Here is a 17,962-nt window from a genome sequence, read left to right as displayed (position 1 = left end):
AGTGTCCCCTGAGTCGAGATTGCTTATTGTTGTACCGGTACGACCGCACCTTTGTATTCGTCCAAGATCCACTGTTGTGTCTCTTCAGAAGTCAATACTTCGAGAAGTGCCTTGACGCGCTCATCTTCTTCGTCTCCTTCACGTGTGACGATCAAGTTGACGTATGGTGAGTCTTCGCCTTCGAGTGCGATGGCATCTTCAAGTGGGTTGAGGCCTGCATCGATTGCGTAGTTCGTGTTGATGAGTACCGCATCGCCTTCTCCGTTGTTGTAAGCTGTCGGAAGAAGTGCTGCTTCAACGTCCGTCTTAAATTTCAAGTTTTTCGGGTTGTCGACGATGTCAGAGACTGTCGCATCGACTGTCTTGCCTTCAGCAAGCGTGATGAGACCTTCTGATTGGAGCATCGTGAGGATACGTCCGTGGTCAGCGACCGATGAACTCATGATGATTTCCGCACCTTCAGGAAGTTCGTCGAGCGATTTGTAGTCTTGTGAGTAGACACCGATTGGCTCGATGTGAACACCACCCGCAGATGCGAATTTGTAGTCTTTGTTTTCAGCCATTTGTGACTCGAGGTATGGCTCGTGTTGGAAGTAGTTCGCATCGAGTTCCCCGCTTGCGAGCGTCTTGTTTGGAAGCACGTAGTCTTGGAACTTCTTGATTTCGAGTTTGTAACCTTTTGCTTCATATTCTTCTTGTACGTGCTCTAAAATCTCAGCGTGTGGTACGTTCGATGCACCGACGATCAATGTCTTTTCATCGCCAGACCCTGTGTCTGCCTCTTCCCCGCCGCAAGCCGCGAGAACTGTGAATGCTGATAATGCTGTCAATCCGAGTACTGTTTTCCAAGTTTTCATAATGAATCCCTCCAAATGGTATATGTGTGATTAAGCTGAACGTTTATCAATTTTTGTGACGAGTCGGTCACCGATGAATTGGATGACGAACACGATGATCAAGATGAGCACCGTCGCCACGAACGTGACGTCGTTTTGTGAGCGCTGGAACCCTTCCAAGAAGGCCAAGTTCCCGAGTCCGCCGCCCCCGACGACCCCTGCCATCGCCGTATAACCGACGATGGCAACGATGGTCACCGTGAGTCCTGATACGATTGCCGGAAGAGCTTCCGGAATCAAGACTTTATAAATGATTTGCCATTTCGTTGCTCCCATCGATTCGGCCGCCTCGATGACACCACGGTCGACTTCACGAAGCGCAAGTTCGACCATTCGGGCGTAGAATGGTGCCGCTCCGATGATGAGCGCCGGAAGCGCCGCCGTCGAACCGAGCATCGTACCGAGCAGGAACAACGTGAACGGGATGAGTAAGATGATCAAGATGATGAACGGGATCGAACGAAACACGTTGACGATCGCGCTGACAAAGACGTAAATCGGACGATTCTTCAATAATAGCGATTCGTTTGTAATATAGAGAATCAAACCTAAAGCGAGTCCGATCACAAACGTCGCGACACCTGCGACGAGCGTCATGTATAACGTCTCCCAAGTCTGTTCCATCATGATTTGCCAGTCTACGTTAGGAAACATCGCTTTCCACCTCCACTTCTACAGATTGCGAACGAATCGACGCGATGGCGCGGTCGATTTCTCTTGCTTCCCCAATCAATTGGATGAATAGCGTGCCGAGCGCACCGACTTGTGACTGGGTCACATTCCCGCCGATGATGTTGAATCCGATATCGTGTGTTTTAAGGACGTCAGACAAAATCGGTTGTTCCGCCGTCTCATTCAAGAATTTCAATTTGACGATTTGACCACTTGGGTATCGTGCTTTCAAGTGTTCGAACGTGAGCGACAGATCGTCGACCGCTCCGATTTGCTTCACGAATTCTTTCGTGATCGGTTGTTCCGGATGTTGGAACACGTCAGAGACTTGACCCGTCTCGACGACTTTCCCCGCTTCCATCACGGCGACACGATGACAAATCTTTTGAATGACGTGCATCTCATGCGTGATGAGGACGATCGTCAAGCCGAGTTTCTTATTGATGCTGACGAGCAGTTCGAGAATCGAATCCGTCGTCTTCGGGTCGAGCGCACTCGTCGCTTCGTCACAGAGGAGCACCTCTGGATTCGTAGCGAGCGCGCGGGCAATCCCGACTCGCTGTTTTTGACCGCCCGATAATTGTGATGGGTAGCTGTCTTCACGACCAGCCAATCCAACGAGCTCAACGAGTTCTTGGACCCGACGTTTCCGCTCACTTGCTGGAACCCCAATCAATTCGAGTGGGAAGCTGATGTTTTCTGCGACCGTGCGCGACCACAGAAGGTTAAAGTGCTGGAAGACCATCGAGACGTTTTTGCGAACCCCTCGTAATTCTTTCGGGCTGAGCTTCGTGAGCTCACTCCCGGCGACCTCGATTTCACCGCTAGACGGTGACTCGAGACGGTTGAGTAATCGGATGAGCGTCGACTTCCCCGCCCCCGAATATCCGATTATTCCAAAAATTTCACCGCGATCAATCGTTAGTGACACATCATCGACCGCCTGGACACGACCATTCTTCGTATCGAACCATTTGGCGACGTTTCGTAATTGAATCAATTCTTTTCCCTCCTGACAACAAAAAAAGCGCGCACGTTTGAGCAAACGTGCGCACTTTATCGTACGGACAACGATTGCTCTCATCTCTCAAGGTTTCTCACCTTGCTGGAATTAGCACCATTTCGGATTGCTCCGCGGTTGCTGGGCGTCATAGGGCCAGTCCCTCAGCCTCTCTTGATAAGAGTGTTGTGTATTCGATTAGCTTTATCATAGCGACAGCTTTTTCTGCTGTCAAATCCTTTTTTCAAAAAAATTAAAAAAAGGTGCCGTCCGAGGACGACACAGAACGTAGCACCTTGAGTCACGGAAGGACAGCCCATAGATGAAAATCTTTTGCCCGTTCAAGATTTCCACCCTTATATGGGGGAGATTCACCAATCATCACTCGATCTTGACTTGGACCGTGCGATTATACGGAACGTCTTTCTTCGCTTGATTTTTTTGGGGGACAATCGAAGGGAAGACTGACGTGTATTCGTATAAAGTGTAGCAGCGGCTTCATCAAAACGTCTTGATGTCGGGAATATCGCGTCCTATTTTGTGTTCAAGTAAGATGTTGTAATGAATATACCATTCGTGAACTTTCTGTGTCAACTGATTATTTAAAATTTTCAGATTATTCTAATGTTCCTCTCTCACTTCACGAAAGAGAGGACATGCTGGACGTTTTGAAAAGCATAGAGACGATCCCGAACCTCGCCATTTTCAAGCTTTAATAGGGCCGGGACACTCATCACTTGATAGGCCTCAAGCTCTTTTGGAATATAGTTCGCGTCTCGCTTTTCAATCTGAATTTCAGGGTCAACCGCCTCGACGACCGTTAACATTTTCTCCGCGACAGCGCATGTACCACACATTGGCGCGTATATATATAAGAATCCGTCTGTAATCATTATTCTCACCTCTCTTGCCATTATAATGGTCGATTGATTCTCGTTCAAAAATCGTGCTCTCGTGAAATTTCAGAATTTTTCAATGATTCTCTTGACTCTTCTGTCGGATAGGAATAATATGGGTTCTAACTTTATCGCTTTTGTACATAACAGCAAAAAAGAAGGACAGGTGAATGAATGATGACGGAACAGGCAACAAGTACGACAAAGCAATTCACGATGAACGTCTTAAACGGTCTCAGCATGGCGATTCTCATCGCCCTCATCCCGAGCGCGCTGCTCGGTGAACTCACGAAAGCCATACTCCCTTATTTTCCGTCTCTTCAATTCATATTGGATGCGACGACGATTGCGATGCGGCTTCTCCCAGCCATTATCGGTCTGGCCGTTGCGATGCAGTTCGGACGATCGATTCTAGAGGCAGGAACGATTGCAATCGCGACGTATGTCGGCAGTGGTGCCGTTCGAATTAACGAGGGTGCGTTTGTGATGGCAGGCATCGGTGACGTGATCACAGCCGGTGTGACCGCTGCGATTGCCACCCTTCTCGTCATGAAGCTCGCCCCACATTTGAAGACGTATACCGTCATCGTCATGCCGATGACCGTCATTGTCGTCGCTGGTGGAATCGGTTCCTTCTTATTGACGTACATCTCACAGATCACGACATACATCGGATACCTCATCATGACGATGACGGATCTTCAACCGGTCCTCATGGGTATCTTGATTGCGATGGCGTTCTCGCTCATCATCGTCTCGCCGATTTCGACCGTTGGCATTGCGACCGCCATTAGCCTATCCGGCGTTGCAGCCGGTGCGGCAAACCTCGGCGTCGTTGCCGCCGGATTCGGTCTCGCCATCGCGGGTTGGCAGGCGAACGCGACCGGTACATCGATTGCACACTTCCTTGGGTCACCGAAAATTCAAATGGCAAACTTCGTCCGACGTCCCATTATGATGCTTCCGATTTTGGCGAATGCGGCCATTCTCGGCGCCCTCGCCGGTATATTAAGAATCGAAGGGACTCCGATCAGCGCCGGATTCGGTGTATCTGGACTCATCGGGCCGGTGAACGCGCTACACCTCATGCCGGGCGGATTCGCCTTGTTCAACGTGCTTCTCGTCATCGTCTTGTTCGGTCTCATCCCGGTCGGACTCGGGATTTTCTTCTACCGTGTGTTCGAACGGGCGACACTCGTCAAATCCGATCATTACCGTCTCGATTTCGAGTAAGACGTAAAAAAGCCGGCTTCTCCAATTCGGAGAGGCCGGTTTTACTTATCCTTGAATCATCGCTTCGTATTCTTCAGCTGTCATGAGCTTGTCGAGGTCCGACTCTTCCGTCAACTCGACTTCGACCATCCATGCGTTTTCAAACGGTGACTCGTTGACGAGTTCTGGAGAATCCGCGAGGTCCTCGTTCACTGCTGTGATGCGTCCTGATACCGGCGCATACAACTCAGAGACCGTCTTCACTGATTCGACTGAACCGAATGGCTCGTCGAGCAAAATCGTACCGTCGACTTCTGGGAGTTCCACAAACACGATATCCCCTAGTTCGCTCTGTGCGAAATCCGTGATGCCGATGCGGGCTTTCGTTCCGTTTACTTCCACCCATTCATGTTCTTTTGAATAACGTAAATTTGCTGGTACTTTGCTCATCCTAACTTCCCCCTCAAATAAATTAGACTCACATCTGTATTATAGCACTTAGCCCCAAACGTCCGTAAAGGACTTTTCTGAAAATCCGACCGTCGTTTTTTCACCATTTGTGACGATTGGTCGCTTCAAAAGCATACCATTACTCGCCAACAGCTCGAGTTGTTCGTCTTCTGATAAATTTGGAAGCTGATCTTTGATGCCTTCATTCCGATACACTTGCCCGCTCGTATTGAAGAACTTTTTAAGTGGTAAATCCGATTTTTTCCACAACTCGGCGAGCTGTTCTTTCGTCGGTGTCGATTCGACGATATGGACGTATGTATAATCGACGCCTTGCGCTTTCAACCATTTTTCTGCTTTTTTACACGTACTGCATGGTGGATAGCCATATAGTGTCACCATCTGTTCATCACCTCTCTCATCAATGTAGCATATTCTGAGAAATCAATTCACGTTTCAAGCAACCGTTCGATTTCTCGTTTCATCGTCGTGTTGACCACATGTCGCTCTTCGATAAAACGTAAGATGATCGCCGCCGCGACACCTGACTTGCCATATCCTAATACCCCGCCCATCAAGAAAGAAATCATTTGTGGATGTCTCGACTCGACCCGACGTGTCGGGTTGAACGGGTCCCCTTGTCCTCCGAGCGCCTTCAGAACGTTCTGAACGGCTGCGACTTGAACGAGTTCGAATCCGGCGAGCGTCTCTCCTCGGCGTTCACGTAGCAACCCTACATATAGGTTCGTCAACGCTTCTTCATAGTAATAAGCCGTCGCTTCACGCGCGATTTCGAGATGCGGTGTCGCGAATACATCGAGTGCTTCGTCCCGTCGCCAGACGATCCGTCCTGGCGTGTAGGCGATCGTTGCGAGTTCATGTACTTCGAAGACGGCGAACTCACCGTAAATGCCATCGTGATACATAATCTTATGCCCGTCTTTCGTGTTTTGGAACTGATAATGAAGCGGCTCGACTTCGAGCCAGTCGAGTCGGTCGATAAAGCGTGCCTTATGCCCGTCCTCGACAATCAAAAAGAAATCGAGGTCCGAGTAATCATCCAACCGCTCCGTCTCTTGTCCGATCGAACCTAATGCCAGCAGCATAAGCGTTCCTTCGTGTGCAGCGACCGATTCCCCGATTCGTTCCATCCGTTCAAGCAAGATCTCTCGTTTTTTCATCGTCTCTCCCCCTCGTTTCTATTGTACGTGGCGGAGAGACCAAAAAGAAAGGGTCGACCGCGTCCGGTCCACCCTTTCTGTCGATTGGATTAAACGATAAACTTGTTCGCTTTGATGAGGCTCGCAGCGACTTCGCGCTTCGTCCCGATCACATTGATCGGCTGGTAGCGGCTGAACTTCTTCATTGCCGAGAGAAGCATACGTTGCTCGTCACCAGACGCCGCTGCGTATAACACTTCTTTCGCCATGAGTTCGACTTGTTTGAATACTTGTTCCGCAAAGATTTCCGTGTAACGGACTTTGAGCGTGTTCTTCTCTTCGCCTGTGCGTGCAATTGCTTTGTCCGTACGAGCGATCGCTGCTTCAAGCGCATAGATGGCACTGATCATGTCTGCGATCTTCGCCAAGATTTCTTGTTCATTTTGAAGGTTTTGTTGATACTTCTGAACCGCTGTACCTGCGACCATCAAGTTGATTTTCTTCATGTTTGAAAGGAGCATCTTCTCGCGTGCGAGCGGTGAGCCGTCCAATTCTTGTGGCATGTAGCTCATAAGCTCTTTTTGAAGTTTTTGTGCTTCTGCGAGGAGCGGTAATTCCCCTTTCATCGCTTTCTTGAGAAGCGTTCCCGGAACGATCAAACGGTTGATTTCGTTCGTTCCTTCGAAGATGCGGTTGATGCGTGAGTCACGGTAGAGGTTTTCGACTTCATACTCTGCCATGAATCCGTATCCACCATGAATTTGAACGGCTTCGTCGACGACGTAGTCGAACGTTTCAGATGCGAATACTTTGTTGAGTGAGCATTCGATCGCATATTCCGCGATGGCTTGCGCAACTTTCGATCCGTCGCGCATGTTCTCGTCACCAAGTGCGTCAAGGCTATCCTGGAACAAGCCGCCCGTACGATACACTGAGCTTTCCATCGCATAGATGTTTGCTGCCATCGTCGCCAATTTCTCTTGGATGAGTGGGAATTGGCTGATTGGTGTCTTGAACTGTTTGCGCTCGTTCGCATATTGAACCGAGAGGTCGAACGCGCGTTTTGATGAACCGACCGCTCCGACTGCAAGTTTGTAACGACCGACGTTCAAGATGTTGAAGGCGATGACGTGACCTTTTCCGACTTCACCGAGGAGGTTGTCGACCGGTACTTCAACGTCCTCAAGGATGAGCGTACGTGTCGACGATCCCTTGATTCCCATCTTCTGCTCTTCTGCGCCTGTTGAGACTCCTTTGAAGTCACGCTCGACGATGAAGGCACTGAACTTGTCGCCATCGATTTTTGCGTAGACGACGAAGACGTTCGCAAAACCAGCGTTTGTGATCCATTGCTTCTCACCGTTCAAGACGTAGTGTGTTCCTGCTTCGTTCAAGACAGCCGTCGTTTTCGCACCGAGAGCGTCAGACCCTGAGCCTGGCTCCGTGAGCGCGTAAGCTGCGATCCATTCCCCTGTCGCGAGTTTCGGCAAGTACTTGTGTTTTTGCTCTTCTGATCCGAAGAAGACGATCGGGAGTGTCCCGATTCCAACGTGTGCGCCGTAGCTGAGTGCGAACGAACGAGCTTTTGCGAAGCGCTCCGTGATGATCGAAGATGAGATTTTATCGAGTTGGTAACCACCGTACTCTTCTGGAACGTCTGCTCCGAGGAGGCCGAGTTCGCCTGCTTCTTTCAACAATTCGACTGAAAGGTCGAACTCGTGCTTCTCGATACGCTCGAGGACTGGCATGACGCGATCATCGACGAATCCTGCTGTCGTGTCACCAATCATTTTATGCTCATCTGAGAAATCCTCTGGTGTGAAGAGACGCGATGCGTCGAGTTCGTCAATAACAAAGCTACCGCCTTTAATCAATTCATGTTCTGTACGTTCCATATCCGATTCCCCCTTAAAGTAATTCGAAGACACCAGCCGCGCCCATTCCGCCGCCGATACACATCGTGACAACCCCATACTTCTCATTGCGTCGTTTCATCTCATGCAAGATGGAGACAGAAAGTTTGGCTCCTGTACATCCAAGCGGGTGACCGAGGGCGATGGCGCCGCCGTTCACGTTCACTTTCGAAGGATCGATTCCGAGTTCACGGATGACACCGAGTGATTGGCTTGCGAACGCTTCGTTCAATTCGAACAATCCGACGTCTTCTAATTTTACGCCAGCCATTTCGAGTGCTTTCGGAATCGCGACGACTGGACCGATTCCCATCACTTCTGGACGGACACCGCCGACAGCGAACGAGAGGAACTTGGCCATCGGTTGTAACCCTTGACGTTCTGCTTCTTCACGGTCCATGACGAGAACAGCTGCTGCCCCATCTGACACTTGTGAAGCGTTACCCGCTGTGACCGAACCTTTGATTTTGAAAGCCGGGCGAAGTTTACCGAGCGCTTCGATTGTCGAATCGGCACGGACACCTTCATCATGCTTCACGACTTTCTCCACTTCAGCGACTTTTCCGTCTTCACCGAGTACGTGCTCGATGACCGTGACAGGTACGATTTCTTCCTGGAAATTGCCACCTGCGATGGCTGCCGCTGCTTTTTGATGACTGTTGATGGCGAACGCATCTTGGTCTTCACGTGAGATGTTATATTCGGCTGCGACACGCTCTGCCGTATGACCCATGCTCATGTAGTACTCTGGTGCCGTCTCCATGATGTGTGGGTTTGGACGGATGACGTGACCACCCATCGGTACTTGGCTCATCGACTCCATACCGCCGGCGATGATTGCCGTCGCTTGACCGATCATGATTTTTGCCGCCGCATCCGCAATGGCTTGAAGGCCTGACGAGCAGTAGCGGTTGATCGTAATCGCTGGAACTTCGTGCGACAGTCCCCCCCGGACCGCCGCATAGCGAGCGATGTTCATCCCTTGTTCCGCTTCTGGCATCGCACAACCCATGATGACGTCATCAATCGGGCCTTTATATCCTGAACGCTCAAGCGTTGCCTTGATGGCATATCCCGCGAGCTCGTCCGAACGAACGTTACGGAACGATCCGCGTTTTGCTTTTCCGACCGGCGTCCGTGCGCCGGCTACGATGACTGCTTCCCTCATCTGTTATGTCCCCCTTTATCAGTTCCGTAGTGGTTTGCCTTTCACGAGCATATGTTGCATCCGTTGTTGTGACTTCGGCTCCCCGATGAGGCTCAAGAAGGCTTCACGCTCGATGTCGAGGAGGTACTGTTCGTCGACGAGCGTACCGTATGCCAAGTCGCCACCACTGATGACATGTGCGAGTTTCTTCGCAATCTTCAAATCATGCTCTGAAATATAACCGCCGTAGAACATTTCATATGCCGCGAGTTCGAGCGTCGCTTTACCCGTTTGACCAACGACCGGTAACTTCTCACGAACCGGTGCCGTGTAACCATCAGCAAGTTCGAGTACCGTTTGTTTCGCATCGAACGTCAAGTGATCACGGTTCATCGAGATGCCGTCGACCGCACGATGGTAACCGAGCGCCTTCGCATCAAATGCCGACTTCGATACTTTCGCCATTGCGATGTTCTCAAACGTCTGTTGCGCAGCCTTCTCGATGTTTTGCATCGATTTCGGCGTCTGTTCGAGGAGACGACGATACGTGTTGACGTTTCCGCCCCCACCTGGGATGAGACCGACACCGACTTCGACGAGACCCATATATGTCTCAAGCGCAGCTTGCATACGTGCTGCCGGTAAGCTGATTTCCGTTCCGCCACCGAGTGTCATACCGTATGGTGCGGCAACGACCGGACGACCCGAATAACGAATCTTTTGAACGACTTGTTGGAACTTGTTGATGATCCAATCGAGTTCGTACCAGTTCTCGTCTTCTGCTTCCATGAGCATCATCGCAAGGTTCGCGCCGACACAGAAGTTCTTCCCATCGTTCGCGAGGACCATTCCTTTGAAGTCTTGCTCGACACGGTCGATCGACTGTTCAATCATCTGCATGATGTCGACACCGATTGCGTTGTTTGGTGACGTGAATTCGAGTGCGACGACGTCATCGCCGATATCGACGAGGCGTGCGCCACCGTTCTCTAAGATAATGCCGTTAGATTTTGCGAGCGGTTTGAGTTTCAATTCTTTCGGGTTGACGGTCTTCTCGACATACGCCTTCGACGCTTTATCGTAATACTGGTCTCCCTTGTAGAATGACGTGTTGCCTGCAGCAAGCATCTCATCGATCCATGCCGGGACTTCGTAACCTTCTGCTTTCATACGTTCGACTGATTTTTCAACACCGAGGGCATCCCACATCTCGAACGGTCCGAATTTCCAACCGAAGCCCCACTTCATCGCATCGTCAATCGCAACGATCGTGTCTGCGATTTCACCCGTGAGACGCGCCGAGTAAGCGAGCGTCTTCGCCGTAATCGGCCAGAGCAATTGTCCGATGCGACCTTTGTTCAAGATGGCACCTTTCAACTTCGCCTTCGAACCAGGAAGTGACTTGATTTGATCGAGTTCAGGACCTGTAATCGCTTTCAATTGTTCGTATTCGAACGTTTGAAGATTCAATTCCTGAATGACCTTTCCTTCTTTCTTATAGAAGCCTTGACCGGCCTTCTGCCCGATCCAGCCTTTTTCGACGAGTTGCTTCATTTCTGAAGGGACGTCGAACGTGTCCTTTTCTTCCCCTGCTTCGAGCGTCTCGTAGACGTTACCCGCCACGTGAACGAATGTGTCGATTCCGACGACATCGAGTGTGCGGAACGTCGCTGATTTTGGACGACCGATGAGCGGACCTGTAATCGAATCCATCTCTCCGATTGACGCGTTTTGTTTGAGCATCTCTTCGAACGTGACGAGGAGCCCGTATGTCCCGATACGGTTACCGATGAAGTTTGGCGTATCTTTGGCTTCGACGACACCTTTGCCGAGGCGGTCTTCCGCGAAGCGTGACATGAAGTCGATGACCGGACGAGCCGTCTTCTCCGTCGGAATGAGTTCGAGCAACTTCAAGTAGCGCGGTGGGTTGAAGAAGTGCGTCCCGAGGAAGCGTGATTTCAAGCCTTCCGGAAGGGCACTTGCCATCGCTTCGATCGAGATCCCTGACGTGTTCGAGCTGAGAATCGCATCTTCACGAATGTAAGGTGCGATCTTCTCGAAGAGCTGTTGTTTCACGTCGAGACGTTCGACAACGACTTCAATCACCCAGTCTGCTTCTTTCAAACGCTCCAAATCATCTTCTAAATTTCCGACTTCGATGAAGTTGAGATGGTCTGCTGTCGCGAGTGGTGCTGGATTTTGTTTCAATAACTTTTGACGGTTTTCTGAGGCGATGCGATTACGTACTTCAGGTGACTCGAGCGTCAACCCTTTCGCTTCCTCTTTTGCTGTCAATTCACGTGGTACGATGTCGAGCATGAGCGAACGAATCCCCGCGTTCGCCAAGTGAGCCGCAATCCCCGCCCCCATTACTCCTGAACCGATGACGACCGCAAAACGAATTGAGTTCGTCAAACGGAGGTCGGTTGATTGTTCGATGTGACTCGTCATAGTGTTCCCCCCTAAAATGAGAATGAATAGTGATTCATTTCACGCGTAAAAAAAATCGCAATCACCATCGTGTTTACTCTTCTATCATAAATGAATGAACATTCATTCGCAAGCGTTCATTTTTCAATTTCATTCCATTTTTTAATTGAACGATTAGTTTTTAATCGGTGTGGTATAGACAAAAAGAGTCAAATTTAGAAAGGGGAATATATACATGCGAGATAATCGTTTAAACACTGCCGGCAGCCGAGAGGATTTTGAATCGTTCAAAAAGAACGCCCAAGAACAGGCCCATCAACCGGGAATCGATTCGAAGATGGAGCCTTTCCCAATCTATGAACGAGAGGACTATAAAGGAAGTGAAAAGTTAAAAGACAAGGTCGCAATCATCACCGGTGGGGATTCCGGGATTGGAAAATCGGTCGCCATCTTCTTCGCCCACGAAGGCGCGAACTCGGTCATCGTCTATAAAGACCAAAACGAGCTCGAAGACGCGGAAGCGACGAAAGAACGGATTGAAGACTTGGGTCAAGCCTGCCTCTTGCTTCAAGGAGACCTCGGGGAATCTTCTTTCTGCCAACGAGTCGTCGAAGAGACGCTCGAGACGTTCGGTCATATCGACATCCTCGTCAACAATGCCGCCGAACAGCATCCGCAAGAATCGCTCTTAGACATCTCGGACGAGCAACTCGAAAAGACGTTCCGCACGAATATCTTCAGTATGTTCTACTTAACGAAAGCCGCGCTCCCGTATTTAAAAGAAGGAGCCAGCATCATCAATACGACTTCGATCACGGCATATGAAGGAAACGATCAACTCATTGACTATGCGTCGACGAAAGGCGCGATCACTGCGTTCACCCGCTCGCTCGCCAAAAACTTGGCCGACAAAAAGATTCGCGTCAACGGGGTCGCACCAGGACCGATTTGGACGCCGCTCATCCCGTCGACGTTCGACGCAGAGAAAGTGAAATCATTCGGTGACTCTTCCGGTATGAAGCGTCCGGGGCAACCGGCCGAACTCGCACCGGCCTACGTCTATCTCGCGAGCGATGATTCAACGTACGTAAGCGGCCAAGTCATTCATGTCAACGGCGGTACGGTGATTAATGGATAATGCGTGAGACTCAGCGATTGCTGGGTCTTTTTTATTCGTTCCTTTTGTTTCCCTTCTCCATCTTTTCTATGTTTTAATAAGGAAGAGATTACCACTTTATATAGAATGGAGGAAACGTATTGACCACTCACTATTACTTAACGGAACACGATTTTTTCGCTCTCCAGAAAAATTCTGTTTCCCATTTAGAAATTCATAAAAAAAAGCGCATTGCCTTTACTGTTGTCGTAGAAATACTCGCCATTTTTTATGGGATTTTATTATTGGTTAATGTATTTCCTCAACAGAATGCTTTATACCCACTAGTCGGAAGCTTGATCATCGGGTTGTTGCTTTTACCATTCATCGCGAAACTCTACCAAAAAATCGTTCTTCGACAAACTCGGTCAATTATAAAAACGAATACGAAATGGCCAAGAAAAGTCACCTTACACTTAAGTGAAAGCGGTATTGAATTTCATTCAATTCACCATAACGTAACCAAACACATACACGTGGCATGGGAAGCGATTCAAAATATGAGTGAAGATGAAACAAACCGCTATTTATATTTCCAGACAAATGAAGTGTTTATCATCCCAAAGCGGAATCACGGAATCAGTGAAATCGACCAAACTGAAATCAATCGATGGTTACAAGACCGTCTACATATCAAAAAGTAATCAGATTAATATGCTGATTGACAAAGAAGTTTGAAAGGAGTGAACGACTTGACGTTCACGTATCAAATGACAGTAGAAGATGCCGTATCTTTTCAAAAAGAATTGATCCATCACACTGAAGAACATGAACGAAGACGCAAGGTATGGATGAAATATATGCGCGCCATTCTGATTGGCATCGGGTATGTAGGGACACTCTTTTTCCCGTATCGACCTGAGTCGACCGCATTACATATATTGACTGCCGTCACCGTCGGATTTTTGTTCGCACTCTTGCTGACGCCACTTTTAAATGATTTGTACGCACCATATATGTTGCGACTAAATCGTCGTTTCTTGCAAAAGAGTCAGACTTGGCCAAAAGAGACCACTCTTCAATTTTATGAGACTCACGTCGAAGTCCATTCTGTTAGTACAAACATTCATCGAACGACTCAAGTTCCATGGGCATCCATCAAAAAAGTGAACGAAGACGAGACATATCGCTTCTTGTATTATGAAGAAGATGAGGCACTGATCATCCCAAAAGCAAGACAAGGAATCAGTGAAGCTGAACAGCTTGAAATCGATCAGACACTGGAAAAATATTTGTCTACCTCACCAAATGTATGACTTCGGTTAAGGAGGAACATTCATTCATGAACCACGATATGATTTTCTTCAAAGAACGAATCAGTTTGCTCCTTGTAGTCCCACTCTGTTTCGGTTTAATCGCAGGCTGTTCTTCCATTCAAGACAAAGATTATAGCGAGGTCGATCTTCAAGGGAAGATTGTAGAAGTGAATGTTGAGAAGAGGATGATGTTAGTTGATGATCAATCCGATGGACAAGTTTGGGTAGATATGTCCGATTTGAATGACGAGATGGAGCGATTGCACAGTCCACTCGAGGTCAACATTTGGTTAAACGAATCCACAACTGACAATACCTCCGCTATAGGGAAGGCCGAACGAATCGATGTCATCAAATAATAGAGAACACATTAAAAAAGCACGAACATCCTTTGACGGACGTTCGTGCTTTTCTCATTTCTTGACCATTCCTTTTAACACGAACGCCACGTTCGCCGGGCGCTCCGCGAGGCGGCGCATGAAGTAACCGTACCAGTCACGGCCGTATGGCACGTAGACGCGGACTTTGTATCCTTGGCGCACGAGCTCGAGTTGACGCTCGACGCGGATACCGTATAGCATCTGGAACTCGAACTGGTCGAGTGGAATGTTGTTTTCTTTGACGTGCTCGATGACGGCGTCAATCATATGATCATCGTGTGTCGCGATGGATGCGTAGTTTCCGTTCGCAAGATGGAGCTTGACGAGCTTCACATAGTTATGGTCGACGTCTTCTTTTTCAGGGAACGCGACCGTCGCCGGCTCTTTGTATGCCCCTTTGACGATTCGGAGGTTCGGCTTAAGCGGCGCGAGGTGATTGATGTCATCTTCCGAGCGATACAAGTATGACTGAATGACCGTCCCGAGACCGTCAAATTCAGCCTTCAGCTTCTTGAACAATTCGAGCGTCTTCTCACAACGCTGCTCGTCTTCCATATCGATGGCCACAAAGACCCCGACTCTTTGTGCGACCGTCAAAATTTGACGCATGTTGTCTTCAATCAACTCGTCCGAGATGTCGAAGCCAAGTGACGTCAATTTAAGGGACATGTAGGCATCTAATTGCTCTTCTGCCATAATTTCAATCGCACGAATAATTTCGTCTCGATTCGTATTCGCTTCCTCGACCGTTTTAATAAATTCCCCGAGGTGATCGACCGTGACCGACAACCCTTTCGCGTTCAACTCGCGAATTGTCGAAACGGAAGCCTTAAAGTCTTCCCCTGCTACAAAGCGTGATGCACCAAATCGTAGGCCATATTTTTTTGCCAAACTGTTGAGTGTTTTGTTTTGTGACATGTAGATAAATCCATCGCGCAACACTTTTTCCATCTGATTTTCCCCCTTACTTTTACACCCATCTATCTCTATGATGATGTCTGCAATTATTATGACACACAAACGTCAATTCGTCTGTATTTTTGTAACCGTTTTCAGCACTTTCTTCCCAACTTTTCAAAAAAGACAGACGCCCCGTAGGACGGCTGTCTTATAGGCTTGTCGAAGGTGCGACATAGAGCAGAATACTGAGGAAGATGAACACACTTCCCGCTAAGACGAACAAGTGCCAAATCGCATGATTGAACGGCAGTTTTTGCCACACATAAAACACAATGCCGACCGAATAAGCAATCCCTCCGGCGAGGAGAAGCATGAACCCTTGATGCCCGAGTGATTCATAGAGCGGACGGATGGCAATGATGCAGATCCAGCCGAGTGCGAGGTATGTCACGTTTGACACCCACATGTACTTCCCGGTCGAAAATAGTTTCCAGATGATTCCGAGAATCGCCACTCCCCACACGATCCCGAACAACGTCCAGCCGAGCGTCCCGTGAAGCGTCACGAGGGCGAACGGTGTATAACTTCCGGCGATGAGTAAGTAAATGCCCGCATGGTCGAACACTTGCAGCACCCGCTTCGCCCGTGGATGCGGAATGGCGTGCATGAGTGTCGAGAAGAGGTAAAGTAAGATCATCGATACCCCGAACACGCTGACCGCCGTGACGTTCCACGTGCTCCCACTTTCCGTCGCACTCATGACGAGCAAGACGAGGGCGACGATACTGAAGATGACTCCTAAGCCGTGCGTGATCGCGCTCGCAATCTCTTCCCCGAGCGTGTCGGCATGGAGCATCTCTTTGAGTTGTTCTTGTTTCATATGCTCCCACCTTCCATAACTGTTCCCTCTAGTATGGACATTTCCCTATTTGAACGCAATCAAAAACACGGGCTACCGATTAGCCCGTGTCGAGATTATGCGACTTCTTTCACCGGAATGTCACATTCCATTTGTGCAGCCCGCATCGCGCGTGCCCGTTTGTGGAACAAGACGAGAAGCGTCAATGTACCGAGTGTTGAAATGACATACGGAAGGACTCCGTCAAGCTTGAAGCCGATCGGTGCCGTCAAAATGTAGAACCAGACCGCATACAACATGAACGTCCCCGGAAGGAGCGCGATGTAATGGTTCTTCCCTTTAATGTAGAGATACATCGCCCCGACGAACAGTGCGATGACTGCCGTCGTCTGGTTCGCCCAGTTGAAGTATTGCCAAAGCATCTGGAAGTCCATATTCGTGAGCACGTATGAGATCGCGAAGAGCGGAAGTGCGATCCAGAGGCGTGACGAGAATTTCTTCTGCGCAATCGACAAGTAGTCCGCGATAATCATACGGGCACTACGGAATGCCGTATCACCTGACGTGATTGGCAAGACGATAACCCCGAGAATCGCAAGCGTCCCACCGATGCTACCAAGCATGAGTGTCGCCACTTCTTGGACGACGAGTGCCGGCGTCCCTGAGTTGATGAGTCCAAGCAATTCACCTGGCTCAAAGATCGCCATCGCAGCCCCGGCCCAAATCATCGCGATGACGGCTTCGGCGATCATCATACCGTAGAAAATAGAACGGCCGTTGCTCTCTTTCATCGTCGTCCGCGAGATGATCGGCGACTGTGTCGCGTGGAAGCCAGAGAGCGCCCCACATGAGATCGTGAAGAAGAGGAGCGGCCAAATCGGTAAGCCGTCCGGGTGCATGTTCGTCAATGTCATTTCTGGGATTTGGTAACCTTGTGCGAACAAGCTGACCGCGATCCCGATCGCACTGACGACAAGAAGCGCCCCGAAGAACGGGTAGATGCGCCCGATGATCTTATCGACCGGGAGGAGTGTCGCCAAGATATAGTAGGCGAACACAGCGAAAATGACGAACATGAGCGTCGATGCATTTCCATCAAACAAGTTGTTGATCATGTTACTCGGAGACGTGACGAACACCGTTCCGACGAGTAAAAGAAGTAAAAGTGCGAATCCGTTGACGATATGGCGGAGCGAGCGTCCGAGGAACTTCTCCGCTAGTTGTGGTAAGTGTGCCCCGTTATTCCGAAGGGAAATCATTCCTGTCAAATAGTCGTGTACCGCCCCGGCAAAGATTGACCCGAAGACGATCCAGAGAAATGCGACCGGTCCGTAGAGCGCCCCCATGATCGGTCCAAAAATCGGTCCGACACCGGCGATGTTCAATAATTGAATCATCGAGTTCCGTTTTTTACCCATCGGCACGTAATCGATGCCGTCCTGGGAAGCGTAAGCGGGCGTCGTCCGCTCTTCCTTGATGCCGAACGTCTTCTCGACGTAACGACCATATACCAAATACCCGACCAAAAGTAGTGCGAGTGCGACAAAGAATGTAATCATCTGTCAGTCCCCTTTTCCGTCCATATGTAGCTGATCCCCGTCAGCTCTTCGGTTTACACGTGTCATGTAACCGATT

Annotated in this window: 18 protein-coding genes and 1 riboswitch; of the genes, 5 read left to right on the top strand and 13 right to left on the bottom strand. The window is 49.5% G+C overall.

The window, feature by feature from the left end; translation table 11 throughout:
- Positions 1–23 precede the first annotated feature (23 nt).
- From KNO85_RS03610 to KNO85_RS03595, 4 genes are all read right to left on the bottom strand, one after another.
- Positions 24–857 carry a MetQ/NlpA family ABC transporter substrate-binding protein gene (locus tag KNO85_RS03610; protein WP_214787024.1) on the bottom strand — a complete coding sequence of 278 codons (834 nt, stop codon included), beginning with the start codon at positions 855–857 and terminating at the stop codon, positions 24–26.
- A gap of 30 nt (positions 858–887) precedes the next feature.
- Complete coding sequence (locus KNO85_RS03605) at positions 888–1,550, bottom strand: methionine ABC transporter permease (RefSeq protein WP_012726857.1); 663 nt, start codon at positions 1,548–1,550, stop codon at positions 888–890.
- Positions 1,540–2,568 carry a methionine ABC transporter ATP-binding protein gene (locus KNO85_RS03600; RefSeq protein ID WP_214787021.1) on the bottom strand — a complete coding sequence of 343 codons (1,029 nt, stop codon included), beginning with the start codon at positions 2,566–2,568 and terminating at the stop codon, positions 1,540–1,542. The genes KNO85_RS03605 and KNO85_RS03600 overlap by 11 nt, the downstream gene beginning before the upstream one ends.
- Before the next feature lie 77 nt (positions 2,569–2,645).
- A riboswitch (SAM riboswitch) is annotated at positions 2,646–2,752 on the bottom strand.
- Positions 2,753–3,203: 451 nt separating this feature from the next.
- Positions 3,204–3,461: a thioredoxin family protein gene (locus KNO85_RS03595; protein WP_214787019.1), complete on the bottom strand. Its 258-nt coding sequence runs from the start codon at positions 3,459–3,461 to the stop codon at positions 3,204–3,206.
- A 177-nt stretch (positions 3,462–3,638) separates the two neighbouring features.
- Between KNO85_RS03595 and KNO85_RS03590 the strand changes: the two genes are divergently transcribed.
- Complete coding sequence (locus KNO85_RS03590; RefSeq protein ID WP_214787017.1) at positions 3,639–4,697, top strand: PTS sugar transporter subunit IIC; 1,059 nt, start codon at positions 3,639–3,641, stop codon at positions 4,695–4,697.
- 45 nt (positions 4,698–4,742) lie between these two features.
- On the opposite strand, the gene gcvH is transcribed toward KNO85_RS03590, so the two are convergent.
- The 6 genes from gcvH to KNO85_RS03560 all read right to left on the bottom strand — a co-directional run bounded on the left by gcvH (position 4,743) and on the right by KNO85_RS03560 (position 11,797).
- A complete protein-coding gene (gene gcvH, locus KNO85_RS03585) occupies positions 4,743–5,126 on the bottom strand; it encodes a glycine cleavage system protein GcvH (RefSeq protein ID WP_214787015.1) in 384 nt (127 codons plus the stop codon).
- A 48-nt stretch (positions 5,127–5,174) separates the two neighbouring features.
- The gene (locus KNO85_RS03580; protein WP_214787013.1) at positions 5,175–5,528 is read right to left on the bottom strand and encodes an arsenate reductase family protein; all 354 of its coding nucleotides are present in this window, start codon (positions 5,526–5,528) and stop codon (positions 5,175–5,177) included.
- 47 nt (positions 5,529–5,575) lie between these two features.
- Positions 5,576–6,307: a hypothetical protein gene (locus tag KNO85_RS03575; protein WP_214787011.1), complete on the bottom strand. Its 732-nt coding sequence runs from the start codon at positions 6,305–6,307 to the stop codon at positions 5,576–5,578.
- 89 nt (positions 6,308–6,396) lie between these two features.
- Positions 6,397–8,181: an acyl-CoA dehydrogenase family protein gene (locus KNO85_RS03570; protein WP_214787009.1), complete on the bottom strand. Its 1,785-nt coding sequence runs from the start codon at positions 8,179–8,181 to the stop codon at positions 6,397–6,399.
- Positions 8,182–8,194: 13 nt separating this feature from the next.
- Positions 8,195–9,367 (bottom strand): acetyl-CoA C-acetyltransferase, encoded by a 1,173-nt coding sequence (locus tag KNO85_RS03565; protein ID WP_214787007.1) that lies wholly within the window; start codon positions 9,365–9,367, stop codon positions 8,195–8,197.
- Between the two features lie 18 nt (positions 9,368–9,385).
- Positions 9,386–11,797 carry a 3-hydroxyacyl-CoA dehydrogenase/enoyl-CoA hydratase family protein gene (locus KNO85_RS03560; protein WP_214787005.1) on the bottom strand — a complete coding sequence of 804 codons (2,412 nt, stop codon included), beginning with the start codon at positions 11,795–11,797 and terminating at the stop codon, positions 9,386–9,388.
- A 214-nt stretch (positions 11,798–12,011) separates the two neighbouring features.
- On the opposite strand from KNO85_RS03560, the gene KNO85_RS03555 reads away from it, so the two are divergent.
- From KNO85_RS03555 to KNO85_RS03540, 4 genes are all read left to right on the top strand, one after another.
- Positions 12,012–12,914 carry an SDR family oxidoreductase gene (locus KNO85_RS03555; protein WP_214787003.1) on the top strand — a complete coding sequence of 301 codons (903 nt, stop codon included), beginning with the start codon at positions 12,012–12,014 and terminating at the stop codon, positions 12,912–12,914.
- A gap of 119 nt (positions 12,915–13,033) precedes the next feature.
- Positions 13,034–13,576: a YcxB family protein gene (locus KNO85_RS03550; RefSeq protein WP_214787001.1), complete on the top strand. Its 543-nt coding sequence runs from the start codon at positions 13,034–13,036 to the stop codon at positions 13,574–13,576.
- Positions 13,577–13,624: 48 nt separating this feature from the next.
- Positions 13,625–14,188, top strand: a complete 564-nt coding sequence (locus KNO85_RS03545; protein ID WP_214786999.1) for a YcxB family protein — start codon at positions 13,625–13,627, stop codon at positions 14,186–14,188.
- Between the two features lie 26 nt (positions 14,189–14,214).
- Positions 14,215–14,547, top strand: a complete 333-nt coding sequence (locus KNO85_RS03540; protein ID WP_214786997.1) for a hypothetical protein — start codon at positions 14,215–14,217, stop codon at positions 14,545–14,547.
- A 54-nt stretch (positions 14,548–14,601) separates the two neighbouring features.
- Here KNO85_RS03540 and KNO85_RS03535 read toward each other — a convergent pair whose 3' ends face one another.
- From KNO85_RS03535 to KNO85_RS03525, 3 genes are all read right to left on the bottom strand, one after another.
- Positions 14,602–15,519 (bottom strand): proline dehydrogenase family protein, encoded by a 918-nt coding sequence (locus KNO85_RS03535; RefSeq protein WP_214786995.1) that lies wholly within the window; start codon positions 15,517–15,519, stop codon positions 14,602–14,604.
- A 157-nt stretch (positions 15,520–15,676) separates the two neighbouring features.
- Positions 15,677–16,348, bottom strand: coding sequence for a PAQR family membrane homeostasis protein TrhA (trhA, locus tag KNO85_RS03530; RefSeq protein ID WP_214786993.1), 672 nt, complete (start codon positions 16,346–16,348; stop codon positions 15,677–15,679).
- 95 nt (positions 16,349–16,443) lie between these two features.
- Positions 16,444–17,886 (bottom strand): carbon starvation CstA family protein, encoded by a 1,443-nt coding sequence (locus KNO85_RS03525; protein ID WP_214786991.1) that lies wholly within the window; start codon positions 17,884–17,886, stop codon positions 16,444–16,446.
- Positions 17,887–17,962: the final 76 nt, after the last annotated feature.

This window comes from Exiguobacterium sp. s124 (genome assembly GCF_018617485.1).
Taxonomy (GTDB): Bacteria; Bacillota; Bacilli; order Exiguobacteriales; family Exiguobacteriaceae; genus Exiguobacterium; species Exiguobacterium aestuarii.
The sequence above is the reverse complement of the archived record's forward strand: the minus strand, read 5'-3'. Positions and strand labels throughout refer to the sequence as shown.

Excerpts from the sequence above, each read along its gene's own strand:
- KNO85_RS03610 (WP_214787024.1), bottom strand. The coding sequence starts at position 857 with ATGAAAACTTGGAAAACAGTACTCGGATTGACAGCATTATCAGCATTC.
- KNO85_RS03605 (WP_012726857.1), bottom strand. The coding sequence starts at position 1,550 with ATGTTTCCTAACGTAGACTGGCAAATCATGATGGAACAGACTTGGGAG.
- KNO85_RS03595 (WP_214787019.1), bottom strand. The coding sequence starts at position 3,461 with ATGATTACAGACGGATTCTTATATATATACGCGCCAATGTGTGGTACA.
- KNO85_RS03590 (WP_214787017.1), top strand. The coding sequence starts at position 3,639 with ATGATGACGGAACAGGCAACAAGTACGACAAAGCAATTCACGATGAAC.
- gcvH (WP_214787015.1), bottom strand. The coding sequence starts at position 5,126 with ATGAGCAAAGTACCAGCAAATTTACGTTATTCAAAAGAACATGAATGG.
- KNO85_RS03580 (WP_214787013.1), bottom strand. The coding sequence starts at position 5,528 with ATGGTGACACTATATGGCTATCCACCATGCAGTACGTGTAAAAAAGCA.
- KNO85_RS03575 (WP_214787011.1), bottom strand. The coding sequence starts at position 6,307 with ATGAAAAAACGAGAGATCTTGCTTGAACGGATGGAACGAATCGGGGAA.
- KNO85_RS03570 (WP_214787009.1), bottom strand. The coding sequence starts at position 8,181 with ATGGAACGTACAGAACATGAATTGATTAAAGGCGGTAGCTTTGTTATT.
- KNO85_RS03565 (WP_214787007.1), bottom strand. The coding sequence starts at position 9,367 with ATGAGGGAAGCAGTCATCGTAGCCGGCGCACGGACGCCGGTCGGAAAA.
- KNO85_RS03560 (WP_214787005.1), bottom strand. The coding sequence starts at position 11,797 with ATGACGAGTCACATCGAACAATCAACCGACCTCCGTTTGACGAACTCA.
- KNO85_RS03555 (WP_214787003.1), top strand. The coding sequence starts at position 12,012 with ATGCGAGATAATCGTTTAAACACTGCCGGCAGCCGAGAGGATTTTGAA.
- KNO85_RS03540 (WP_214786997.1), top strand. The coding sequence starts at position 14,215 with ATGAACCACGATATGATTTTCTTCAAAGAACGAATCAGTTTGCTCCTT.
- KNO85_RS03535 (WP_214786995.1), bottom strand. The coding sequence starts at position 15,519 with ATGGAAAAAGTGTTGCGCGATGGATTTATCTACATGTCACAAAACAAA.
- trhA (WP_214786993.1), bottom strand. The coding sequence starts at position 16,348 with ATGAAACAAGAACAACTCAAAGAGATGCTCCATGCCGACACGCTCGGG.
- KNO85_RS03525 (WP_214786991.1), bottom strand. The coding sequence starts at position 17,886 with ATGATTACATTCTTTGTCGCACTCGCACTACTTTTGGTCGGGTATTTG.